The following is a 24,013-nucleotide window of genomic DNA, read 5'->3' on the forward strand; positions in this document are numbered from 1 at the left end:
GCTTCATATAGAACATTTAGAACCGGCATCAGTCGGTCATTGCCTGCGAGGAATCCGGAATGTCTCTGTTGATTCGTGGCGCTACCGTTATTACCCATGATGAAAGTTATCGCGCCGATGTGTATTGCGCAGACGGCGTGATCAAGGCCATCGGCGAAAACCTCGATACTCCCGCGGACGCCGAACGACTCGACGGCACCGGCCAATACCTGATGCCCGGCGGCATCGATCCACACACGCACATGCAACTGCCCTTCATGGGCACCGTGGCCAGCGAAGACTTTTTCAGTGGCACGGCGGCGGGACTGGCCGGTGGCACCACGTCGATCATCGATTTTGTGATTCCCAATCCGCAGCAATCCTTGATGGAAGCCTTCCATCAGTGGCGCGGCTGGGCTGAAAAATCGGCGTCCGACTATGGCTTTCATGTGGCGATCACCTGGTGGAGCGAACAGGTGCGCGAAGAGATGGCCGAGCTGGTCAGCCAACATGGCGTCAACAGCTTCAAGCATTTCATGGCCTACAAAAACGCGATCATGGCGGCCGATGACACGCTGGTGGCGAGTTTCGAGCGCTGCCTGGAACTGGGTGCCGTGCCGACCGTTCACGCGGAAAACGGCGAACTGGTTTATCACCTGCAACGCAAACTGATGACTCAGGGCATGACCGGGCCTGAAGCCCATCCGTTATCGCGTCCGTCGCAGGTGGAAGGTGAAGCGGCGAGTCGGGCGATCCGTATTGCCGAAACCCTCGGCACGCCGCTCTATCTGGTGCACGTCTCGACCAAGGAAGCCCTCGACGAAATCACCTATGCCCGTGCCAAGGGCCAACCGGTCTACGGCGAAGTCTTGGCCGGACATTTGCTGCTGGACGACAGCGTCTACCAGCACCCGGACTGGCAGACCGCTGCCGGTTACGTGATGAGCCCGCCGTTCCGTCCCCGTGGTCATCAGGAAGCTCTCTGGCATGGCCTGCAAGCGGGCAACCTGCACACCACCGCCACCGATCACTGCTGTTTCTGCGCCGAGCAGAAAGCGGCCGGCAAAGACGATTTCAGCAAAATCCCCAACGGCACGGCCGGCATCGAGGACCGCATGGCCGTGCTTTGGGACGAAGGCGTCAACACCGGGCGCTTTTCGATGCAGCAATTCGTGGCGCTGACGTCGACCAATACCGCGAAGATCTTCAACCTTTACCCGCGCAAAGGGGCGATCCGTGTCGGTGCCGACGCCGATCTGGTGCTGTGGGACCCGCAGGGCACGCGAACCATTTCCGCCAAGACTCACCACCAGCAAGTCGACTTCAACATCTTCGAAGGCAAGACCGTGCGCGGTGTTCCGAGCCACACCATCAGCCAGGGCAAGGTTGTCTGGGCCGATGGCGATCTGCGGGCCGAGCGCGGGGCCGGGCGGTATATCGAACGGCCGGCATATCCGGCGGTGTTTGATTTGCTGAGCAAGCGGGCCGAGCTCAATCAGCCGGTTGCCGTGAAGCGCTGAGATCGGCCTTCGGCCTATCGCTGGCAAGCCAGCTCCTACAAGGGATTGCATTTCAAACTGTAGGAGCTGGCTTGCCAGCGAAGGCGTCCTCGCAGGCAACGAAAAACCAATGCCCATCAGAGGCAGCACCTCAAATAACCGTGAGGCCAATACCGTGATCAAGTCCCTGACCCACCTCCCGCATCCTTACGAGAATGCGGCCGCCCTCGCCGGCCATTTCACTGACCTGGCGCCACCGCTCAATGATCGCCAGGCGCACCTTGAAGCCTCGCGTTGCCTGTACTGCTACGACGCGCCGTGCGTAAACGCCTGTCCGAGCGAGATCGATATTCCCTCGTTCATCCGCAACATTCATCAGGACAACGTACAGGGCGCGGCGCAGACAATCCTCTCGGCCAACATCCTCGGTGGCAGTTGCGCCCGGGTCTGTCCGACGGAAATCCTTTGCCAGCAGGCCTGCGTGCGTAACAACGCCCACGAGTGCGCGCCGGTGTTGATCGGTCTGTTACAGCGCTATGCCGTGGACAACGCACACTTCAGCGAACACCCGTTTGCGCGTACGGCGGCCACGGGTAAGCGCGTCGCCGTGGTCGGCGCCGGTCCTGCCGGTTTGTCCTGCGCCCACCGCAGTGCCATGCACGGGCATGAGGTGGTGATTTTCGAAGCACGGGAAAAGGCCGGCGGCCTCAACGAATACGGGATCGCCAAATACAAACTGGTGGACGATTACGCGCAGAAGGAACTCGACTTCCTGCTGGAGATCGGCGGCATCGAAATCCGTCATGGGCAGAAACTTGGAGAGAACCTGACCCTCAGCGATCTGCATCAGCAATTCGACGCGGTGTTCCTCGGCCTCGGGCTCAACGCCAGCAAGCAACTGGGACTGGACCACGAAGACGCCCCCGGCTTGCTCGCCGCCACCGATTACATCCGCGAACTGCGCCAGGCCGATGACCTGACGCAACTGCCGCTGGCCGATCATTGCATCGTCCTCGGCGCAGGCAACACCGCCATCGACATGGCCGTGCAAATGGCCCGCCTCGGTGCGCACGACGTGAATCTGGTGTACCGCCGTGGCGTCGAGGACATGAGCGCCACTCACCACGAACAGGACATCGCCAAGGCCAATCAGGTGCGCCTGTTGACCTGGGCCCAACCCGAAGAAGTCCTGCTCGACGCCAACGGACAGGTGCGCGGCATGCGCTTCGCTCGTACGCAAATGGTCGACGGTCGTCTGCAAACCACCGGCGAAACTTTCGAACTGGCCGCCGATGCGATCTTCAAAGCCATCGGCCAGGCATTCGACAGCAGCGCCCTCACCGATCCGTTGGCCCGTGAACTCAAGCGCCAGGGCGAACGCATTGAAGTGGACGAAAATCTGCGCACCAGCATTCCCGGCGTGTATGCCGGAGGGGACTGCACCAGCCTCGATCAAGACCTGACCGTGCAAGCGGTGCAACATGGCAAACGCGCCGCCGAGGCGATCAATGCTCAACTGATGCTCAACGTGGAGGCTGCGTAAATGGCCGATCTGTCGATTGTCTTCGCTGGCATCAAATCGCCGAATCCGTTCTGGCTGGCCTCCGCGCCACCGACCGACAAGGCCTACAACGTGGTCCGCGCCTTCGAAGCCGGCTGGGGCGGCGTGATCTGGAAAACCCTGGGTGAAGACCCGGCGGCGGTGAACGTGTCGTCGCGCTACTCGGCGCATTTCGGCCCTAACCGAGAGGTTCTTGGTTTCAACAATATCGAGCTGATCACCGACCGCTCGCTGGAGATCAACCTGCGGGAAATCACCCAGGTCAAAAAGGACTGGCCGGACCGTGCGCTGATCGTGTCCTTGATGGTGCCGTGCGTCGAAGAATCCTGGAAGCAAATCCTGCCGCTGGTGGAGGCCACCGGCGCTGACGGCATCGAACTGAACTTCGGTTGCCCGCACGGCATGCCGGAACGGGGCATGGGCGCGGCAGTCGGCCAGGTGCCGGAGTATGTCGAACAGGTCACCCGCTGGTGCAAGACGTATTGCTCGCTACCGGTGATCGTCAAGCTCACACCGAACATCACCGACATCCGCGTCGCCGCCCGGGCGGCCCATCGCGGTGGCGCCGATGCGGTGTCGTTGATCAACACGATCAACTCGATCACCAGCGTCAACCTGGAACGCATGGTCGCCAACCCCATGGTCGGCAGCCAAAGCACCCACGGCGGTTATTGCGGCTCAGCGGTCAAACCGATTGCCTTGAACATGGTCGCCGAAATCGCCCGCGACCCGCAGACACAAGGCCTGCCAATCAGCGGGATTGGCGGCATCGGCAACTGGCGCGATGCCGCGGAATTCATCGCGCTCGGCAGCGGCTCGGTGCAGGTGTGCACGGCGGCGATGCTGCATGGCTTCCGGATTGTCGAGGAGATGAAAGACGGGTTGTCGCGGTGGATGGACAGTCAGGGCTACGCCAGCGTTTCAGAGTTCTCCGGGCGTGCGGTGGGCAATACCACGGACTGGAAGTACCTGGACATCAACTATCAGGTGATCGCGAAAATCGACCAGGAGGCGTGCATTGGTTGTGGTCGTTGCCATATCGCCTGTGAGGACACTTCGCACCAGGCCGTGACCAGCCTGAAAATGCCTGATGGAACCCACCGCTATGAAGTAATCGAAGAGGAATGCGTGGGCTGCAATCTGTGCCAGATCACCTGCCCGGTGCAGGACTGTATCGAGATGGTGCCGATGGAGAATGGCAAGCCGTTTCTGGACTGGAATCATGATCCGAGGAACCCGTATCACGTTGTCGTGTGATTGCTGAAGATCAAAAGATCGCAGCCTCGTTTCACTCGACAGCTCCTACAGGATTGCGCGTTCCCTTGTAGGAGCTGTCGAGTGAAACGAGGCTGCGATCTTCTGTTTCAAGGTTCCAACCCAATCCCCCGCAAAATCACACTGGTCACCGTCTGTACGGCCTTCTCGAACTGCCTGTCCGACAGCGGCTGGTGGTCATTGAGGATATTCACTTGGTGATCGAAGTCGGCATAGTGCTGGGTCGAGGCCCAGATCATGTAGAGCAGGCTTGAAGGCTCTACCGGCAAGATGCGCTTGTCGTCGACCCACTGGCGGATTTTCGCTTCTTTCATCTTGGCCCAGTCGTACAGGCTGGCGTCCAGCGCCGTGCCCAAGGTCGGCGCACCGTGGATGATTTCGTTGGCCCAGACTTTCGAACCGTAGGGCCGGCTGCGCGAGTGGTTCATCTTGGCGCGGATATAGCTGCTGAGCACCACACGCGGATCGTCGAACATCTCGAAGCACATCGCGTCCTGCTTCCACACTTCCAGCAAGTCGAACAATACGGCGCTGTACAGCTCGGTCTTGGTGCTGAAGTAGTAATGCAGGTTGGAACGCGGCAGTTGCACTTCGGCGGCGATGTCAGCCATGGCAGTGCTGCCGAAGCCTTTTTCAGCGAAGACTTTTTCCGCCCCCAACAGGATTTTCTCGACGTTACTGCGACGAATCTCGATCTTGTGATTGCCCATGAGGGCTCCCTGACAACAGCGTTAAACAAGACTAGCATCCGCGATCCAAACGCGTTAACCCAGTAACTGACTCAACACCGCGCGCAACTTGCCCGGCTTCACCGGTTTGTTCAGCAGCGGTGCAGCGAGTCGTTCCAGGGAGCGCCGACATTGGTCGGTGCGGTCGGCGGTGATGATCACCGCGGGAATGTTCAGCTCGAAGTGCTCGCGCAAATGCCGGACCACCTCACAGCCAACCACGCCGTGGTCGAGGTGATAGTCCGCCAGAATCAATTCCGGGGCCTGCCCGCCCAACGCTGCCAGCGCCGACGCTTCATCGGTGGCCGTCACCACCTCGCAACCCCACTGGCCGAGCAGCGCGCTCATGCTGTCGAGGATGCTCACTTCATTGTCCAGCACCAGCAGGCGGCGCCCTGGCAACGGGTCGCCCGCCCCTGGCTGCGGCACCGCCTGGCTGACGGGCAATGGAACCTCGGCGGAAATCGGTACGTCGATGCTGAACATCGAACCGCGTCCCGGCGACGATTTCACACCGATGGCATAACCGAGAATCTTGGCGATGCGCTCGACTATCGCCAGCCCCAGGCCGACACCTTTGCGGTCGGCGGCGCGTCCGACGTCCAGTTGATTGAACTCCAGGAAGATCGAGTCGAGCCGATCTGCCGCGATCCCGCGCCCGGTGTCCCACACCTCGATGCGCAACATCTCGCCGCGACGCCTGGCCCCCAGCAGAATGCTGCCTTCTTCGGTATAGCGACAGGCATTGCTGAGGAAATTTCGCAGGATCCGCGTCATCAGGCGCAAGTCGGTATTGATCGCGTAATCGACCGCGTGCACGCGCAGGTTCAAGCCTTCCGCCTGGGCGACGGACTGGAACTCCGACACCAGCGGCCCGAACAACTCGTCGAGGCGATACGGCGCAACGTCCGGCTTGACCGCGGCCTGATCGAGCCGGGAAATATCGAGCAGATCCGTCAGCAGATCCTCAGCCCCTTCCAGCGCCTGGTGAGTGCGTTCCACCAGCACTTGTTCGGATGCCGGCAATTGGCGCTCGCGCAAAGTAGAGATCAGTAAACGTGCGGCGTTCAACGGTTGCAGCAAGTCGTGACTGGCGGCGGCGAGGTATTTATCCTTGCTGTGATTAGCCGCCTGCGCTGCGTCGCGGGCATGGCGCAAGGCCCTGGCGATCAATTTACGCTGGACGATCTGCTGCTGAAGATTACGATTGGCCTCGAGTAATTCATCGGTACGTGCTGCGACGCGCTGCTCTAGTTCATCGTTGAGCTGCTGCAAGTGTCGCTGAGCCTGTTTGCGCTCGGTGATGTCGGCGACAAATCCCTCGACCAGCTCTTCATGCCCCGGCTTGAGCAGCAGGTTCATCAGCACATCGATGTGGCTGCCATCCTTGCGGCGCAAACGGGTTTCATAGCTGTTCAGGCTACGTTCGCGGGTGAGGATTTCGCCGATGTGTTCCAGCTCCGGCGTGCCGTCGATAAACAGGTTGGCGGCCAGGTCCGTCAGGGAAAAAAGTACCTCCTGCGGATCCCTGTAGCCGAGCATATGGGCCAGCGCCGGATTGGCGGCGCGCATGCCATCGCGCAGGCTGGCCTGGAAGATGCCGTTCACCGCGTTTTCAAACAGCCATTTGTAGCGATTGCGCTCGGCCTCCAGTTCATCCAGGCGCGCAGCCAGCTCCGGGTAATGGCTCTTGCGGGCCGAATGATTGCCGAGTCCCAGCAGGCCGGTCAGCGCCCTTTGCTGTTCGTCAGAGGGCTTCGCCATACACGACCTCGACGTCACGCTGACTGGACTCACGCGGGTTGGTCAGGATGCACGGATCGTGCATCGCATGTTGCGACAGGAACGGAATGTCCGAGGTCCTGACCCCATGCAAACCAAGGGTTTCGTGGAAACCGATAGCGTGTTTCAACGCGATCAGGTGTTCAACCAGGCGCCCGCAAATCTGCCGGTGGTTCAGGCCTCGGCAATCGATGCCCAGCGTCTCGGCGATCACCTTGAAGCGATCCGGCGCCGAGTTGTAGTTGAACGCCACCACATGTTCCACCAATACCGCGTTGCACAAACCATGAGGCAGATCGAGAAAGCCGCCCAGACTATGGGACATGGCATGCACTGCGCCAAGGATCGCGTTGGAGAACGCCAACCCGGCCTGCATGCTGCCGAGCATGATTTTTTCGCGCAACGCAATGTCCGTCGGGTTGGCGATCATTTGCACCAGGTTGCCGTTGATCAGACGCATGGCTTCAAGCGCATGGGGATCGGTCAGCGGTCCGCTACCGGTGGAAACAAAGGCTTCGATGGCATGCACCAAGGCGTCGATGCCGGTACAGGCCGACAGGAACGGGTCCATGCTCAAGGTGGTTTCCGGGTCGATCAGCGAAACGTCCGGCACCACGGCCTTGCTGACAATGGAGAACTTCATGCGCTCCTGTTGGTTGGAAATGATCACGAATTGCGAGACATCGGCCGAGGTGCCGGCGGTGGTCGGAATCAGGATCAGCGGCGGGCTGGGCACGCGGATGGTGTCCACGCCTTCAAACTCAAGGATGCTGCGGCCATGGGCAACAACGATACCGATGCCTTTGCCACAATCCATCGGGCTGCCGCCACCGACGGCGACGATCACGTCGCAGTGGTTTTCCCGGTACAACTCGGCACCGCGCATCACTTCCTCCACCCGTGGGTTCGGTGAAACGTCGGTATACAGGCAGTACTCGATGCCCAGCGCTTGCAGGCTGGCCTCGACATCGGCGACCCAACCGGCGGCAACCACACCGGGGTCACTGACCACCAGGACCTTGCGTGCGCCAAAGGTCTTGGCGTAATTGCCGACACTGTGCCGGCTACCGGCGCCGAAGATGATTTCTGGGGACACGAATTTACGCAGCTGGTTGAGACTCTGGCTCATTGGAAAGCCTGTTTTTATTGTTTTGGAAGGTAGAAACCACACTAAACCATCCAGCTGTGAATGCAATCAGACCAAGGTCATTGGCCCAGCCACAGATCACTGTAGGACCAAGCTTGCTCGCGATAGCGGTTTAACATTCAGCTCTATGTTGACTGACACTCCACCATCGCGAGCAGGCTCGCTCCTACAGGGGATTTTTGTCGTTGGGCTAGCCGCGATAGATCAGCTGCGAAGCTTTCGCATTGCGCAGCGTCAGGTGTTCGATCCCCTGCCCCGGTTCCTCGGCTTCTTCACGGGCCTTGAGGATCACCCCGTGGTGCGGCGACTTGCTGCACACCGGGTCGGCATTGCTGGCATCGCCGGTCAGCATGAAGGCCTGGCAGCGGCACCCGCCCAGGTCCTTGTGCTTTTCATCGCAGGAGCGGCACGGTTCCTTCATCCAGTCATCGCCGCGAAATCGATTGAAACCGAAGGACTCGTTCCAGATGTACTCGATACCGTGATCGCGCACGTTGGGAAACGCTACCGGCAACTGCCGCGCACTGTGGCAAGGCAAGGCCGTGCCGTCGGGGGTGATGTCGAGAAACAGGTTGGCCCAGCCGTTCATGCAGGTTTTGGGACGTTCTTCGTAGTAGTCCGGGGTGACGAAGATCAACTTGCACGGATGGCCCTGGGCTTCAAGGCGTTCGCGGTATTCATTGGTAATGCGCTCGGCACGCTGCAATTGCTCGCGGGTGGGCAACAGGCCGACGCGATTCAGTTCCGCCCAGCCATAGAATTGGCACGTGGCCAACTCGACGAAATCCGCTTCCAGTTCCAGGCACAAGTCGATGATCTGCGCGATCCGGTCGATGTTGTGCCGATGGGTGACAAAGTTCAGCACCATCGGATAGCCCTGGGCTTTCACCGCACGGGCCATGGCGAGCTTCTGGGCAAAGGCTTTGCGCGAACCGGCGAGCATGTTGTTCACCTCCTCGTCGGCAGCCTGGAAACTGATCTGGATATGGTCCAGCCCGGCCACCTTGAAGTCGCGCACTTTCTGCTCGGTCAGGCCGATACCGGAGGTGATCAGATTGGTGTAGTAACCCATGTCCCGTGCGGCTTTGATCAGTTCGGCCAGGTCCTGACGCACCAGCGGTTCGCCACCGGAAAAGCCCAATTGCGCGGCCCCCATCTCTCGGGCTTCTCGGAAAACGCGAATCCATTCTTGCGTACTCAGCTCCTCGCCGTGCCGGGCGAAATCCAGTGGGTTGGAGCAATACGGGCATTGCAACGGGCAGCGATACGTCAGTTCGGCAAGCAGCCACAACGGCGGGCCGGGCTGCGTCTCACTCGATCCAGAACTGCGCATGCGCCACCTCCAGGAATGCCAGGACGTCTTCGTCGATCCCCGGCACGCCGGGAAACACCGTGGTCAATTGTTCAATGATGCTTGCAACGCTGCGCTGGCCGTTGATCAGGCCAAGAATCTGCCCGGCACTGGCGTTGAGTTTGATCATGCCTTCGGGGTACAGCAGCACATGACAGTCCTGACGTGGCTCCCATTGCAGGCGAAAACCGCGACGCAAGGCCGGTGACTGCTGGCGATTGATCAGGCTCACAGGGCGATCCCCCGATGCCAGACGTTGTCGCTGGTGACCGTGTGATACGGCGGGCGTTCGAGTTCGTAGGCCATGCTCATGGCATCGAGCATGCTCCACAGTACGTCGAGTTTGAATTGCAGGATTTCCAGCATGCGTTGTTGCCCCTCGGCGGTCACGTAGTGCGCCAGCGTAATGCGCAAACCATGCTCGACATCGCGCCGTGCCTGGCTCAGGCGGGTGCGGAAATAGTCGTAGCCGGCGACGTCGATCCACGGGTAGTGAGTCGGCCAGGCGTCGAGTCGCGATTGATGGATCTGCGGCGCGAACAACTCGGTCAGCGAGCTGCTTGTCGCTTCCTGCCAACAGGCGCGACGGGCGAAATTGACGTAGGCGTCCACGGCGAACCGAACGCCGGGCAGCACCAGTTCCTGAGACAGAATCTGCTCGCGATCCAGCCCCACCGCTTCACCCAGGCGCAGCCAGGCTTCGATGCCGCCCTCGCTGCCGGGGACGCCATCGTGGTCGAGAATCCGTTGCAGCCATTCCCGGCGCACGTCGCGGTCCGGGCAGTTGGCGAGAATCGCGGCGTCTTTCAGGGGGATGTTGACCTGATAGTAAAAGCGGTTGGCGACCCAGCCCTGGATCTGCTCGCGGCTGGCGCGGCCGGCGTACATGGCTTGGTGGAATGGGTGGTGGATGTGGTAGTAGGCGCCCTTGGCGCGCAGGGCCTGCTCGAATTTGCTTGGGGTCATGGGGGTGTCGGTCATTGCGGGTCTCCGGGGAATCTGCTGTGTCTGGTCTGGCCTCATCGCTGGCTACAACACAATGCTCATGCCGTCATAAGCCACTTCAATCCCCCGTCGCTCCAGCAAGGCCCGCTCGGCCGAGTCTTCATCGAGGATCGGATTGGTGTTGTTGATGTGGATCAGCACCTTGCGCTGGCGGTTGAAACCCTCGAGCACTTCGAGCATCCCGCCAGGGCCGCTTTGTGCGAGGTGCCCCATGTCGCTGCCCAGGCTCTGGCCGACTTCGCAGATACGCATTTCGTCGTCGCGCCATAGCGTGCCGTCCAGCAGCAGGCAATCGGCACGCTGCATCCAGCCCAGCACTTCATCGTCGATTTGCCCAAGGCCCGGCGCGTAGAACAGCGAGGCGCCGTTGCGCCGGTCTTCAATGAACAAGCCAATGGTGTCGCCCGGTTGCGGGTTGCCACGATTGGGCGAATACGGCGGCGCGTTGCTCACCAGGGGAATCGCACGAAACTGCAGATGTTCGCAGGCCGGGATGCTGAACGGCTGACGCTCAAGACCGATCGGCTGCCATTGCAACCCAGCGTTCCAGTGTCCGAGCATGTTGAACAGCGGGAAACCGCTGCTCAGGTCCTGGTGCACGCGTTCGGTGCACCACACGTCATGCGGGCAACCTTCGCGCAGGCTGAGCAAACCGGTGCAATGGTCGATCTGGCTGTCGAGCAGCACAATGCCAGCGATGGCGCTGTCACGCAGGCGCCGTGCCGGTTGCAGTGGCGCAAAACTTTCGAGTTGCGCACGAATATCCGGGGAAGCATTACACAGCACCCACTCCACACCGTCGTCACTCAGGGCAATCGACGACTGCGTACGACGTTGTGCCCGCAGGCTGCCATTGCGCACACCGGCGCACTGGCGGCAGTTGCAGTTCCACTGCGGAAAACCACCGCCAGCGGCGGAACCGAGAATACGGATGTGCATGGCGGATGCTCCAGAAGGCAGGCCCGGCCAACGCAGCGGCTGGCCGGGTGATCAATCAACGGTTGGCGAAATACATCGTCACTTCGAAGCCAATGCGCAGATCGGTAAACGCGGGTTTAGTCCACATGGGTCATTCCTCTTCTTGTGCCCGGGTGATTCCGGTAGAGCCATTAATGCACGGGGCGTTGAGTGCCCGAATGCTACTTTCGAAGGAGTTGGCGGGGTGATTTGGTAGGGGGTATGCGCGGTGTCAGATACAGCCATTCGCTGGCAAGCCAGCTCCTACAGGTATTGCGCATTCCTGTAGGAGCTGGCTTGCCAGCGAACGCCGTTACCCGATTTCGAGTCGGGTTAGAAGAAGCCCAGCGGATTGATGTCGTAGCTCACCAGCAGGTTTTTGGTCTGCTGATAGTGATCGAGCATCATCTTGTGGTTTTCGCGACCGACGCCGGACTTCTTGTAGCCGCCGAACGCGGCATGCGCCGGGTACAGGTGGTAGCAGTTGGTCCACACGCGCCCGGCCTTGATCGCCCGGCCCATGCGATAGGCGCGGTTGATGTCGCGGGTCCACAGGCCGGCGCCAAGGCCGAACTCGCTGTCGTTGGCAATCGCCAGGGCTTCGGCTTCGTCCTTGAAGGTGGTGATACCGACCACCGGGCCGAAGATTTCTTCCTGGAACACACGCATCTTGTTGTGTCCCTTGAGCAGGGTCGGCTGGATGTAGTAACCGCTGGAGAGGTCGCCCTCAAGACGTTCGGCGGCGCCGCCGGTGAGCAGTTCGGCGCCCTCCTCCTGGGCGATGGTCAGGTACGAGAGAATCTTGTCGTACTGCTGCTCGGACGCCTGGGCGCCGACCATGGTCTCGGTGTCCAGCGGGTTGCCGCGCTTGATCTTGACGATCTTCTTCATCACCTCGGCCATGAACGGCTCGTAGATCGATTCCTGAACCAGCGCCCGGGACGGGCAGGTGCAGACTTCGCCCTGATTGAAGAACGCCAGCACCAGGCCTTCGGCGGCTTTTTCGATGAACGCAGGTTCGGCGTTCATGATGTCTTCGAAGAAGATGTTCGGCGACTTGCCGCCCAGCTCGACGGTGCTCGGGATGATGTTCTCGGCGGCGCAATGCATGATGTGCGCGCCGACCGGGGTCGAGCCGGTGAAGGCGATCTTGGCGATGCGCTTGCTGGTGGCCAGGGCTTCGCCGGCTTCGCGACCGAAACCCTGGACGATGTTCAGCACGCCCGCTGGCAGCAAGTCTGCAATCAGTTCGGCGAAGACCATGATCGACAGCGGCGTTTGCTCGGCAGGCTTGAGCACGATGCAGTTACCGGCGGCCAAGGCCGGGGCGAGTTTCCAGGCGGCCATCAGCAGCGGGAAGTTCCACGGAATGATCTGCCCGACCACACCCAGCGGTTCGTGGAAGTGATAGGCCGTGGTCAGTTCATTGATCTCGGCAGCGCCGCCTTCCTGAGCGCGGATGCAGCCGGCGAAGTAACGGAAATGGTCAGCCGCCAGCGGCACGTCGGCGTTCAGGGTTTCGCGCACGGCCTTGCCGTTGTCCCAGGTTTCGGTGACAGCGAGCACTTCGAGGTTCTGCTCGATGCGGTCAGCGATTTTCAGCAGCACCAGCGAGCGGTCCTGGGCCGAAGTCTGGCCCCAGGCATCTGCAGCGGCATGGGCGGCGTCGAGGGCCTTTTCAATGTCCGCGGCGCTGGAGCGCGGGAATTCGGCGATGACTTCACCGTTGACCGGCGAGGTGTTGGTGAAGTACTCGCCATTGACCGGGGCGACAAACTCGCCACCGATGAAGTTGCCGTAGCGCGGTTTGAAGGTAACGATGGCGCCTGGTGTTCCGGGTTGTGCGTAGATCATGGTGGGCCTCTGTCTGGGTCGATGCCTGTCGTACTGACAGGCGATGAACCGATACTAGAGAGCCCCGCGCGCCGAACGAATGCATCGTTGGCAGGAGGGGCTCTCGTTATTTAGTAGGAGCCGGCTTGCTGGCGAAGGCGTTTCATGGGCGATGCATGACTGAAGGGCCTCTTCGCTGGCAAGCCAGCTCCTACAAGGTATGTTGCGTACCATCAGTGCTTGGCCACGAGGTCCTTCGGCAGTTTGAAGGTCCAGAGCATGCCGCCCTGGTTGAAGTCCTTCACGCGTTTGGCCACTTCGCCACCCCACAGCGGTACCGCGCCGCCCCAACCGGAGAGCACCGAGACGTACTGTTCACCGTCCATTTCCCAGGTCACGGGCGAGCCGAGTACGCCGGAACCGGTCTGGAATTCCCAGACCTTCTCGCCGGTCTTGGCGTTGAACGCCTGCAGGAACCCTTCCGGCGTGCCGGTGAAGACCAGGTTGCCCTTGGTGGTCAGCACCCCGCCCCACAGCGGCGCGTAGTTCTTGTGGCGCCAGACTTCCTTGCCGGTTTTCGGATCGATGGCGCGCAGCACGCCGATGTAGTCTTCGTTCAACGGCTTGATGGTGAAACCGGCACCGAGGAATGCCGCGCCTTTCTTGTAGGCGATGCCTTCGTTCCAGATGTCCATGCCCCACTCGTTGGATGGCACATAGAACAGCCCGGTGTCTTTGTTGTAAGCCATCGGCATCCAGTTTTTCGCACCGAGGAATGCCGGTGCGACGAAGACCGAACTGCCCTTGACTTCGGAACCCGGAGCACCGGGACGGCCGGCTTCGTTGTAGATCGGCCGGCCGTTCTTATCCAGGCCGGTGGCCCAGGTGATCTTGTCCACGAACGGGAAGCCACGGATGAATTTGCCGTTGGTGCGGTCGAGCACGTAGAAGAAACCGTTACGGTCGGCAGTGGCCGCTGCCTTGATTTCCTTGCCGCCTTCGCTGTAGTTGAACGACACCAGTTCGTTCACGCCGTCGTAGTCCCAACCGTCGTGAGGCGTGCTCTGGAAGTGCCATTTGATAGTGCCGTCGTCCGGGTTGAGCGCCAGGCGCGACGACGAGTAGAGGTTATCGCCTGGGCGCAGGTGCGAGTTCCACGGCGCCGGGTTACCGGTACCGAACAGCAGCAGGTTGGTTTCCGGGTCGTAGTAACCGCCAAGCCAAGGGGCTGCGCCGCCGGTTTTCCAGAGATCGCCCGGCCAGGTCTTGCCCGCCTCGCCGCCGGAGATACCGTTCTCCACCGCTTTGCCGTCCTTGTAGACGAAGCCCATGTGGCCTTCGACCGTTGGACGGGTCCACAGCAAATCACCGTTTTTCGGATCGTAGGCTTCGATCTTGCCCACCACACCGAACTCGCCACCGGCCACGCCGGTAATCAGCTTGCCGTTGATCACCAGCGGTGCGGCGCTGATGGAGTAGCCTTCCTTGTGGTCGGCGACTTTCTTGCTCCACACCACCTTGCCGGTGTCCTTGTTCAACGCAACGAGCTTGGCGTCGAGGGTGCCGAAAATCACCAGGTCGCCATACAGCGCGACGCCACGGTTGATCACGTCACAGCACGGACGGATGTCATCGGGCAGGCGCGCATCGTATTGCCAGAGTTTCTTGCCGGTGCGTGCGTCCACGGCAAACACCCGCGAGTAGGAGCCGGTCATGTACATCACGCCGTCCTTGACCATCGGCTGCGCCTGCTGGCCGCGCTGCTTTTCGCCGCCGAAAGAAAACGCCCACGCCGGGCGCAGTTCCTTGACGTTGTCGACGTTGAGAATGTCCAGCGGGCTGTAGCGCTGCCCCTGGACACCCAGGCCATTGGTCACGACCTGTTCGGGGTTTTTCGGGTCCTGGAGAATGTCCTGGTCGGAAACCCCGGCCAATGCCTGGCCGGACAACAGCATGGCACTGAGCAGCAGGCTCAAGACGAAGGGCTGGCGACGTGCGGGTTGGGTCATGACGGCTTCCTCTGCGGTTTTTTGTTATTTCCGGAAAAGTTTCCCGGTGTGGAGCAGATTCTTGAGCGCCGCCGCCCTGGCAACAATTGCCCGCAATGAGGAGATTGCTAGTTCCTTGGTACAGGTTCGGATGAGATAGACGCGAGATTTTGTGAACGGCACCGCCCCCCCCCTGTAGGAGCGAGCCTGCTCGCGAAAAACGTCAGGCCACCGCGTTCTTCCAGGCAGCTTGCGTTATCGTTGACGTCCATCGCGAGCAGGCTCGCGCCTACAGAAAAGCATCATTTGCCGGCACTGGAATCCACCCGCGTCATCCGCTCACGCTCGTAGCGCGGGTATAGATGGCTGATGCTGCGGATCAGTTCGTAGCGGCTCAGATTGATCCCGGCGAAACGCTCAGGGATGGGGCTGCGGATCATCTCGGCCATGTCGCTGCCATTGGCGGCGCCGTCGCGCATCAGCTGATCGAGCCAGGTCAGGTAATCGCGCATCTGCTCGAAGGGTTGTGAATCGCTCGCCACCGGGCCATGCCCCGGCACAACCTGCGTCCAAGGCAAGCCTTGCAGGGTGGCGATGTCCGCCAGCCACACTGCCAGCCCGGGACTGTTGGGCGTGGTCAGCGCCCGCTGATAAAACACCAGGTCCCCGGCAAACAGCACGCCGGTTTGCTGGTCGAGAATAGCCAGATCCGCGCCCGTATGCCCACCCAGGCTCAGCAAGCGCAAATCATGATTCCCAAAACTTTTCACGCCCGGTGTCAGCGTCTGGGTGGGTAACACCACTTCGGTGCCACGCATCCAGTCGCCGACCATCCGGTACATATTCTCGGCCATGGCATCGCCTTGCTGATGCAACAGCTCGGTGGTGCCGGCCAGGGCGCCAATCGGCACGTCGCTGAAAGCTTGGTTGCCCAGCACATGGTCCGGGTGGTGATGGGTCAGCAAGACCTCGATCACCGGTTTGTCGGTAGTGGCGGCAATGGCCTTGCGCATCGCTTCGCCGTACCGCCGGGACGGCCCGGTGTCGATCACCACCACTCCGCGTTCGGTGACGATGAACGCGGTATTGACGATGTTGCCGCCGTTGGCCTTGGCGAAATTATCCGTGCTGCCTTCCAGCAGCCAGGTGTCCTGGGCGATCTGCCGGGGCTTGAGTGAGTAGTCGAGATCGGCCAGGGCCGGCAGACTGACGCTTAACACCATCAACAGGATCCAGCGCATGCCACGCTCCTTGGGGTCAGGGGATCGACGCATCGAACTCATTGCCGCTGTTGTCCCGTAGCAGCAGGCGCGTTTGCCCTGCCCCTTCGATGTCGAAGGCTAGGTTGGGGTTTTCGCTGACCGCGGGAAACAGCTCCAGCCGGGCCAGCACTTGCTCGTTGTGGTCGCGCAGCTCGGCATGGTTGATGAAGAATTCCGGAATGCCGCTGACCATGCCGTTGTCCATGGGATGCGCCACCTGCAAACGCAAGCGGCTGAATTCACCCCGGGGATAACGGCCGCCCAGCACTTCGCCGATGTGCTCCTCCCAGCCCGGTTGAGTCCGCACCACGCTCGGCGCGGTGCACCCGCCACCGGCGGCGTCAATCAGGGTCGAACCGACATGCCACACGCCATCACGGGTCAACACCGCCGCGCGCAATGGCGTCGCTTGTTCGATGCGGATGCGCAGCGACAGCCACGGTAAAACCGAATTCAAAGGCTGGAAGTCGACGATTTTCGGCAATGGGTTGAGCTCTGCCCAGGCGAGGATCCTCACCACCTCGCCCTTGAACGCACGGGCGTCGATTTCCAGCGGCACCTGCCGGGCGTCTTCGGCAAATGGCGGCGCCAGCAACTTCACCCGCTCATCGAAAACGAATGGCGCATTGCCTAGGAACTGCTGCTGATAGAAGGCCCACATCACCGATGGGACCGGGTCTTTACCGGGATCGATAGCGCCAGCCTGTGCCGCCAGGCTTAACCAGCAAGCCAACAGACAACTCCCTCGCCATTTCATCGCCTGCTCCTTATTGATACATCTCGGGTACGTCGTATTGCAGGCCGTAATGGCCGTAAATGGTCTTCACCGAACCCTCGCGGATCAGCGCTTCCAGCGCCTCTTCCACGGCATAGGCCAGTTGCCGGTTGCTTTCGTGCACCGCCATGCCGATTTCCCAGAGCTGCTTGCCCATGTTCGGATAGGCGTTCTCGGCCAGTGCCAGTTGAGGGTCAGCCGCCTCATGGACTTGCCAGTCGATCTCGCCGCGCATGGCCATCACCGCGTCGACCTCACCGGCCTTCATCGCGGCAAACGCCTGTGGCACGCCGGGATAGTGATGGGTCTTGCCGGCGAGCATGCCGTTGAACACCGAAGTCAGGTAGAACGACGGCACGCTGTCGACCTCCACACCAATCGGGTGATGCTCGAACACCGCGACGCTGGCGACTTTGTCCAGCCGCCGACGGTCATAGGCCACCTGCCATTGTTCGTTCTGGTACGGACCGAACATCACCACTTGACCGTTGACCAGTTCGCCCAACTCGTTGCGCCTCTGCGCGTAGTCACGGTCGTAGGGCACGCGCATCATCAGGTCGGCCAGTTGCTGATTGTGCAAGGCACTGGCGCGCCAGATGTAGTCGCGCAGGTCGTCATCGAGTTTTTCCCCGGCCGGTGCCCAGATCAGCGTCAGGCGCACGCCAAGTGTCTTGGCCAGGGCCTCGGCAAGTTCGACATCGACGCCGCGAGCCTGGCCGGCACTTTCAAAACTGTAGGGGGCGAAGTCCTTGTAGACCGCCACCTTCAGCTCTCCTGCGGCGATCATTTCGTCGTAGTTGCGTACTTGCGCCTGCGCCGCCTGGCAGCACAGCCACACCGCACTGATCAACACCGCGAGCAGGCGCATGGGTCACTCCTCGACGCGGACAGTGTCCAGATAGGTGCGCACCGCCCACAGAGCTTCCTGGCTCAGGTAGTCGGCCATCTTCGGCATGTACACCCGACCGTCGCGCACCGCGCCATGGCGCACTCGCTCAACGAACCACTCATCGCCCGACTCACCGACATCTAGCATGCGCAGGTCGGGGGCGATGCCGCCGGACTTGGCTTCCAGGCCATGACAGGCCGCGCAGTTCTGGGTGTAGGCCGAGGCACCGATTTCCACCGCTTTGTCATGTTCCGGGGCGGTGCGATACGGGTTCACCGCCGCCCAGCCATCGGCATCGAGCTGCACACCGGCATCTTTTATCGGGGTCAGGCCCTGGGTGGCGATAGCCTGTGGCACCACATTGCCGTGGGCCCAGACGGAACCTGCACTGATCAAACTGGCCAATAGCCCGGTCATGAGCAAGGCGTTGCGTTTTGTTGTCATTGTTATGCCCTCTGGATTGCACGCAAAACCTCTTGGCAGAGGCTATGGCAGCCATCTTAGAAAGCCTTTCGCACAGGCCCCATGCTGCTTTGGTGGTCGCTATCTACTCCCTTGGTCGTAGGGCGATCGTTGGACACGGGACGCGGGCCGTGGAGCCGGTCGACGCCGATCAGGGTCAGGATCAGCAGGAGCGGCAGGAGCAGTGCTTTGACGATACGCATGGTCAATCCCCTCCAGATCAGTGGCCGTGGTTACCCATGCTAGAACCGCGCCGTGCGTGGCGGGCTACTACCTTGGTACTGTCTGTTCGGTACTTTCTGCATATTTTCACTGCACCACTGGCTTCCTATGCTTGCGCTAACGGTCATGGAGAGCCTTATGCGCCAGCTTGCCCCTTACGCCCTGATCTACCTGCTGGCAATTGCCTGCGCCGCCGGCCTGGCCACCCAGAGCCAGGCCGCCGATGCGCCCTTGCAGGTGCGGATCGGCTACCTGGGTTATCGCCCCGCCCCCGGCCCGCTGCTGTCGAACGTTATCCCCGAGCCGATCGATGCCGGGCTGCGCGGTGCCGAACTGGCGATCACCGACAGCAACAGCACCGGGCGTTTTCTCAATCACGGCTACAGCCTGGTCAGCGCCAGCGTCGACAGCCCCGAGGCCTTGCTCGATGCGGCAAAGGCGCAGCATGAACAAGGCCTGCGCCTGTTTGTGGTGAATGCACCCGCGACCAGCCTGCGCCAATTGAGTGCAGCGATGCCCGATAGTCTGCTGTTCAATGCCGGCACTCCCGATGACAGCCTGCGCACCACCGATTGCCTGCCGAACGTGCTGCACACCTTGCCGAGCCGGGCGATGCTCGCCGATGCACTGGCGCAGTTTCTGGTACTGCGCAAATGGCAGCGAGTGCTGCTGATCGTCGGCCCGACCCCGGACGATCAAGCCTATGCCGCCGCCCTGCGCCGCGCCGCCAAGCGTTTCGGCCTGCAACTGGTGGCAGAGAAAACCTGGAGTTTTGATAACGACCAACGCCGCAGCGCGCAGGCCGACATGCCGCTGTTCACCCAGACCGCCGAGTACGACGTGGTACTGGTGGCCGATGAGCGCGGCGACTTCGGTGAATACGTGCCTTACCAGACCTGGTACCCGCGCCCGGTCGCCGGCACCCAAGGCCTGACCCCGGTGGGTTGGCACAAGACCGTGGAAACCTACGGCGCCGCGCAGCTGCAAAAACGCTTCGAAGCCCTGACCGGGCGCTGGATGAATGACCGCGATTTCGCCGCGTGGATCGCCGTGCGCAGCATCGCCAGCGCCGTGAGCAAACTACGCCAGGCCGAACCAATGGCAATCCGTGCACTGGAAATCAGCGATCAACTGCCGCTCGACGGCTTCAAGGGCCGCAAGCTCAGCTACCGACCGTGGAACGGCCAGTTGCGCCAGCCGATTCCCATCGTCCAGCCGCGAGCGCTGGTCAGCACCTCACCCCAGGACGGCTTTCTGCACCCGTTCAACGAGATGGACAGCCTGGGCTACGACAAACCCGAGGTCAGCTGCCGTTTTCCCTGATCCGATCATCACAACAACAAGGAATCCGCCATGCGCCGCACCCTGCTTTCATGCGCCCTGCTCCTCGCCGCCGGCCATGCCGTTGCCAGCACGGCATGGGTCTCCAACGAAAAGGACAACAGCCTGAGCCTGATCGACCTGCAGACCCTGCAAGTCACCGACACCCTGCCCGTCGGCCAGCGTCCGCGCGGCTTGTTGCTGTCCCACGACAACAAATTGCTCTACATCTGCGCCAGCGATTCCGACCGGGTCCAGGTGATGGACGTGGCCACGCGCAAGATCATCAAGGAGCTGCCCTCGGGCAAAGACCCCGAGCAATTCGCCCTGCACCCCAACAACCGCTGGTTGTACGTTTCCAACGAAGACGATGCGCTGGTCACGGTGATCGACACCGAGACGTCCAAGGTACTTGGCCAGATCGAAGTCGGTGTCGAACCCGAAGGCATGGCCGTCAGCCCTGACGGCAAGTGGGCGGTCAACACCAGTGAAACCACCAACATGTTGCACTGGATCGACACCAGCACCCAGACCCTGGCCGACAGCACGCTGGTGGACCAGCGCCCGCGCTTCGTCGAATTCTCCCCCGATGGCGCAAAACTCTGGGCCTCGGCGGAAATCGGCGGCACCGTGACCATTCTCGATGTCGCCAGTCGCCACGTACTCAAGACCTTGACCTTCCAGATCAAGGGCGTGCACCCGGACAAGGTCCAGCCGGTCGGCATCAAGCTCAGCGCCGACGGCAAGTACGGCTTCGTCGCACTCGGCCCGGCCAACCATGTGGCGGTGATCGATGCCAAGACCTTCGAGATTCTCGATTACCTGCTGGTGGGTCGACGGGTCTGGCAGATGGCGTTCACCCCGGATCAGAAGCAATTGCTGGCCACCAACGGCGTCAGCGGCGATGTCTCGGTGATCGATGTCGACAGCCTCAAGGTGAGCAAATCGGTGAAGGTCGGGCGCTATCCCTGGGGCGTGGTGGTGACGCCATGAACGCCCTTGAAGTCCGCGACCTGAGTTTCGCCTACGGCGCTCGAGAGGCCTTACGCAAGGTGAGTTTCAGCCTGGAGCCCGGACGTTTCGCTGCCCTGCTGGGGCCTAACGGTGCTGGAAAATCAACCCTGATCGCCTTGCTGACGCGGCTTTATGACGTGCAGCACGGCGATATCTTCGTCGGTGGCTGTTCATTGCGTCATGCGGTCCGCCCGGCGCTCAAGCAGTTGGGCGTGGTGTTCCAGCAAAGTACGCTGGACCTGGACCTCAGCGTCGAACAGAACCTGCGTTATCACGCCGCGCTGCACGGTTTGTCCCGGCGCCAGACTGACCTTCGGGTCGATGCCGAACTGGCCCGCCAGGCCTTGACCGACCGACGCCGCGAACGGGTACGCGAACTCAATGGCGGCCATCGTCGCCGGGTGGAAATTGCCCGTGCCCTGCTGCATGAGCCGCGTCTGTTGCTGCTCGATGAAGCCAGCGCAGGCCTCGATCCGGCGAGTCGCCTGGCGCTCAATCAGCACATCCGCAGCCTGTGTCGCGAGGAGCGCATCAGCGTGCTCTGGACCACCCACCTGCTCGACGAAGTGCAACCCAGCGATGACTTGTTGATCCTGCATCAAGGCCGGCTGGTGGCCAGTGGTCAGGCCGATGTCCTGAGCCTGGAACACGGCGGCGATCTCGGTTCGGCGTTCACCCGTCTTACGACTTCAGGAGCGATGCAATGACCGCCTACTGGCAATGCTTGCGCGGTATCGTGCTGCGCGAATGGCTGCGTTTTGTGCTGCAACGCACGCGTTTCCTCAGCGCTCTGGTGCGGCCGCTGCTGTGGCTGTTGGTGTTCGCCGCCGGTTTTCGCGCAGCGCTGGGGATCGCGATCATCGAGCCCTACGACACCTACATTCCGTATGAGGTTTACATCATTCCCGGGTTGGCCTGCATGATCCTGCTGTTCAACGGCATGCAGGGTTCACTGTCGATGGTCTACGACCGCGAGATGGGCAGCATGCGCGTGCTGCTGACCAGCCCCCTGCCCCGCACCTTTTTGCTGTGCAGCAAACTGCTGGCCACGTCGCTGATTTCGTTGTTGCAGGTGTATGCGTTTCTGGCGATTGCCTGGGTGTACGGCGTGAGGCCACCGGCCATGGGCCTGTTACTGGCGTTGCCGGCCTTGCTGCTGGTGGCGTTGATGCTCAGCGCCCTGGGCCTGTTGCTGTCGAACGCGATCCGCCAACTGGAGAACTTTGCCGGGGTGATGAATTTCGTGATCTTCCCGTTGTTTTTCCTGTCATCGGCGCTGTATCCGCTGTGGAAGATGCGCGAGGCCAGCGAGTGGCTGTATTGGCTGTGCGCGGTAAATCCGTTTACCCATGCGGTGGAGCTGGTGCGTTTCGCCCTGTATGAACGCTTCAATCCGCTGGCGCTGGCGGTGTGCACGGGGCTGACGCTGCTGTTCGCCCTGCTCGCCGTGCTGACCTTCAACCCGCAGCACGCGGCCCTGCGCAAATCCAACTAACCCCCCCTGTAGGAGCCGGCTTGCTGGCGATCCAGACAACACGGTCTATCAATTGCACCGCGTCACCTGGATTGCCAGCAAGCCGGCTCCTACTTTAGTACTGGTTCTGCCTGTCTATCGTCGCATTCCCAATGTCCCCCGACTGGCATGTAATAGGTCCATAACTATAAGGACTGTACCCATGCCGCGTGCCCGACCTCGCCTGCTGCACCTTACTTTCAGCGCCCTGTCGCTGAGCCTGCTGCTGAGTACTGCGCAGGCCGACACCCCGCTGTTCTCCGCCGATGGCTACCGCGTCAACCTGTACCGCAGCCCGACGCCGCAAAAACTGCAAGGCGCAACCATCGTCGACACCCCTGCCCTGCAAGCCCTGCTGAGCCAAAACCCGCGTCCGGTGCTCATCGATGTCTATCGCCGCCAATGGCTGAACGGGCAATTCATCGAAGACCAGCCCCACGAAAACCTGCCCGGCAGCCATTGGCTGGCCAACACCGGTGACGGCGACCTGACGCCGGACTGGCAGGCATACTTTGCGCGTCACCTGAAAACCCTCACCGCCGGCAATCTGGCGCAACCGCTGATCTTCTATTGCCGCTCCGACTGCTGGTTGAGCTGGAACGCCATCAAACGCGCGGCCACCATGGGCTATAAGACGTTGTATTGGTACCGCGATGGTCTGGACGCCTGGCAAGCCGCCAATCTGCCGGTTTCACTCGCCCAGCCCGAACCCTTTCCCTGAGCTTTACGCGTGCACGTTGTTGCCACACCATAATCAAAATAATGAGGTGAAAGGCTATGTACAAAATTCTGATTGCCGACGATCACCCGCTGTTTCGCGAAGCCATTCACAACGTCATCAGCGATGGCTTTGCCGGCAGCGAAGTCATGGAAACCGCCGACCTGGACAGCGCCCTGGCCCTGACCCAGGAACACGACGACCTGGATTTGATTCTGCTGGACCTGAACATGCCCGGCATGCACGGACTCAATGGCCTGATCAACCTGCGCAATGAAGCGCCGACCATTCCCGTAGTGATTGTCTCCGCCGAACAGGACAAGCAGATCGTCCTGCAAGCCATCACTTACGGTGCGGTGGGTTTTATCACCAAGTCTTCACCACGGGCCCAGATGACCGATGCGATCCAGCAGATTCTCAACGGCAACGTCTACCTGCCGCCCGACATCATCCGCACCGCCAAAAGCAGCACCCACCGGCGGATGAACGACACGCCGAGCTTCCCTCCGGAACTGCTCCAGGCCCTGACCCGCAAGCAATTGCAGGTATTGGAACGTATGACCAAGGGTGAGTCGAACAAACAGATCGCCTACACCCTGGAAATCGCCGAAACCACGGTCAAGGCCCACGTCTCGGCGATCTTGCGCAAGCTCAACGTGCACAACCGGGTGCAGGCGATCCTGAGTGCCGGGGACATTGATTTCGGGTCTTATTTGCGGCGTTGAGGGTTTAC

At 61.2% G+C, this 24,013-nt stretch carries 24 protein-coding genes; 9 read left to right on the top strand and 15 right to left on the bottom strand.

The window, feature by feature from the left end:
* Positions 1–59 precede the first annotated feature (59 nt).
* The 3 genes from hydA to preA all read left to right on the top strand — a co-directional run bounded on the left by hydA (position 60) and on the right by preA (position 4,296).
* Entirely contained in the window at positions 60–1,499 is a 1,440-nt protein-coding gene (gene hydA / locus QYH43_RS04935) for a dihydropyrimidinase (RefSeq protein WP_301156543.1), read from the top strand.
* A 154-nt stretch (positions 1,500–1,653) separates the two neighbouring features.
* Positions 1,654–3,021 carry an NAD(P)-dependent oxidoreductase gene (locus tag QYH43_RS04940; RefSeq protein WP_301156594.1) on the top strand — a complete coding sequence of 456 codons (1,368 nt, stop codon included), beginning with the start codon at positions 1,654–1,656 and terminating at the stop codon, positions 3,019–3,021.
* Positions 3,022–4,296: an NAD-dependent dihydropyrimidine dehydrogenase subunit PreA gene (gene preA / locus QYH43_RS04945; protein WP_301156544.1), complete on the top strand. Its 1,275-nt coding sequence runs from the start codon at positions 3,022–3,024 to the stop codon at positions 4,294–4,296. It abuts the gene before it with no gap.
* Positions 4,297–4,403: 107 nt separating this feature from the next.
* Here the strand turns inward: preA and QYH43_RS04950 are convergent, their stop codons facing one another.
* The 15 genes from QYH43_RS04950 to QYH43_RS05020 form a co-directional block, all read right to left on the bottom strand.
* On the bottom strand, positions 4,404–5,024 hold the full coding sequence (locus tag QYH43_RS04950; protein ID WP_095057822.1) for a TetR/AcrR family transcriptional regulator: 621 nt from the start codon (positions 5,022–5,024) through the stop codon (positions 4,404–4,406).
* 54 nt (positions 5,025–5,078) lie between these two features.
* On the bottom strand, positions 5,079–6,806 hold the full coding sequence (locus QYH43_RS04955; protein ID WP_095057821.1) for a NahK/ErcS family hybrid sensor histidine kinase/response regulator: 1,728 nt from the start codon (positions 6,804–6,806) through the stop codon (positions 5,079–5,081).
* On the bottom strand, positions 6,790–7,953 hold the full coding sequence (gene ercA, locus QYH43_RS04960) for an alcohol dehydrogenase-like regulatory protein ErcA (protein ID WP_095057820.1): 1,164 nt from the start codon (positions 7,951–7,953) through the stop codon (positions 6,790–6,792). Before ercA ends, QYH43_RS04955 begins: the two co-directional genes overlap by 17 nt.
* A 208-nt stretch (positions 7,954–8,161) precedes the next feature.
* Positions 8,162–9,304 (bottom strand): pyrroloquinoline quinone biosynthesis protein PqqE, encoded by a 1,143-nt coding sequence (gene pqqE / locus QYH43_RS04965; RefSeq protein ID WP_095151250.1) that lies wholly within the window; start codon positions 9,302–9,304, stop codon positions 8,162–8,164.
* A complete protein-coding gene (pqqD, locus tag QYH43_RS04970) occupies positions 9,282–9,554 on the bottom strand; it encodes a pyrroloquinoline quinone biosynthesis peptide chaperone PqqD (protein WP_095057818.1) in 273 nt (90 codons plus the stop codon). The genes pqqE and pqqD overlap by 23 nt, the downstream gene beginning before the upstream one ends.
* A complete protein-coding gene (gene pqqC / locus QYH43_RS04975; protein ID WP_095151251.1) occupies positions 9,551–10,303 on the bottom strand; it encodes a pyrroloquinoline-quinone synthase PqqC in 753 nt (250 codons plus the stop codon). Before pqqC ends, pqqD begins: the two co-directional genes overlap by 4 nt.
* A gap of 48 nt (positions 10,304–10,351) precedes the next feature.
* Complete coding sequence (gene pqqB, locus QYH43_RS04980) at positions 10,352–11,266, bottom strand: pyrroloquinoline quinone biosynthesis protein PqqB (RefSeq protein WP_301156545.1); 915 nt, start codon at positions 11,264–11,266, stop codon at positions 10,352–10,354.
* A gap of 55 nt (positions 11,267–11,321) precedes the next feature.
* On the bottom strand, positions 11,322–11,393 hold the full coding sequence (gene pqqA / locus QYH43_RS04985; protein ID WP_003253598.1) for a pyrroloquinoline quinone precursor peptide PqqA: 72 nt from the start codon (positions 11,391–11,393) through the stop codon (positions 11,322–11,324).
* A gap of 224 nt (positions 11,394–11,617) precedes the next feature.
* Entirely contained in the window at positions 11,618–13,138 is a 1,521-nt protein-coding gene (locus QYH43_RS04990; protein ID WP_095151253.1) for an aldehyde dehydrogenase family protein, read from the bottom strand.
* A 212-nt stretch (positions 13,139–13,350) separates the two neighbouring features.
* Complete coding sequence (locus tag QYH43_RS04995) at positions 13,351–15,126, bottom strand: PQQ-dependent methanol/ethanol family dehydrogenase (RefSeq protein WP_095057814.1); 1,776 nt, start codon at positions 15,124–15,126, stop codon at positions 13,351–13,353.
* A gap of 281 nt (positions 15,127–15,407) precedes the next feature.
* On the bottom strand, positions 15,408–16,346 hold the full coding sequence (locus QYH43_RS05000; protein ID WP_301156546.1) for a quinoprotein relay system zinc metallohydrolase 1: 939 nt from the start codon (positions 16,344–16,346) through the stop codon (positions 15,408–15,410).
* Between the two features lie 16 nt (positions 16,347–16,362).
* On the bottom strand, positions 16,363–17,124 hold the full coding sequence (locus tag QYH43_RS05005; protein ID WP_301156547.1) for a quinoprotein dehydrogenase-associated SoxYZ-like carrier: 762 nt from the start codon (positions 17,122–17,124) through the stop codon (positions 16,363–16,365).
* A gap of 10 nt (positions 17,125–17,134) precedes the next feature.
* Positions 17,135–18,010, bottom strand: coding sequence for an ABC transporter substrate-binding protein (locus QYH43_RS05010; protein ID WP_301156548.1), 876 nt, complete (start codon positions 18,008–18,010; stop codon positions 17,135–17,137).
* A 3-nt stretch (positions 18,011–18,013) separates the two neighbouring features.
* Positions 18,014–18,475, bottom strand: a complete 462-nt coding sequence (pedF, locus tag QYH43_RS05015; RefSeq protein ID WP_301156549.1) for a cytochrome c-550 PedF — start codon at positions 18,473–18,475, stop codon at positions 18,014–18,016.
* Between the two features lie 56 nt (positions 18,476–18,531).
* Entirely contained in the window at positions 18,532–18,696 is a 165-nt protein-coding gene (locus tag QYH43_RS05020) for a hypothetical protein (protein ID WP_301156550.1), read from the bottom strand.
* Between the two features lie 157 nt (positions 18,697–18,853).
* Between QYH43_RS05020 and QYH43_RS05025 the strand changes: the two genes are divergently transcribed.
* The 6 genes from QYH43_RS05025 (at position 18,854) to QYH43_RS05050 (ending at position 24,005) form a co-directional block, all read left to right on the top strand.
* A complete protein-coding gene (locus QYH43_RS05025; protein WP_301156551.1) occupies positions 18,854–20,038 on the top strand; it encodes an ABC transporter substrate-binding protein in 1,185 nt (394 codons plus the stop codon).
* Between the two features lie 30 nt (positions 20,039–20,068).
* Positions 20,069–21,028, top strand: a complete 960-nt coding sequence (locus tag QYH43_RS05030; RefSeq protein WP_095057808.1) for a YVTN family beta-propeller repeat protein — start codon at positions 20,069–20,071, stop codon at positions 21,026–21,028.
* Complete coding sequence (locus QYH43_RS05035; protein ID WP_301156552.1) at positions 21,025–21,756, top strand: ABC transporter ATP-binding protein; 732 nt, start codon at positions 21,025–21,027, stop codon at positions 21,754–21,756. The genes QYH43_RS05030 and QYH43_RS05035 overlap by 4 nt, the downstream gene beginning before the upstream one ends.
* A complete protein-coding gene (locus QYH43_RS05040) occupies positions 21,753–22,544 on the top strand; it encodes an ABC transporter permease (RefSeq protein WP_301156553.1) in 792 nt (263 codons plus the stop codon). Before QYH43_RS05035 ends, QYH43_RS05040 begins: the two co-directional genes overlap by 4 nt.
* A 181-nt stretch (positions 22,545–22,725) precedes the next feature.
* Positions 22,726–23,283, top strand: a complete 558-nt coding sequence (locus QYH43_RS05045) for a PQQ-dependent catabolism-associated CXXCW motif protein (RefSeq protein ID WP_301156554.1) — start codon at positions 22,726–22,728, stop codon at positions 23,281–23,283.
* A 56-nt stretch (positions 23,284–23,339) separates the two neighbouring features.
* Entirely contained in the window at positions 23,340–24,005 is a 666-nt protein-coding gene (locus QYH43_RS05050) for a response regulator transcription factor (protein WP_007976602.1), read from the top strand.
* Positions 24,006–24,013 lie beyond the last annotated feature (8 nt).

This window comes from Pseudomonas sp. C32, assembly GCF_030417915.1.
GTDB lineage: Bacteria > Pseudomonadota > Gammaproteobacteria > Pseudomonadales > Pseudomonadaceae > Aquipseudomonas.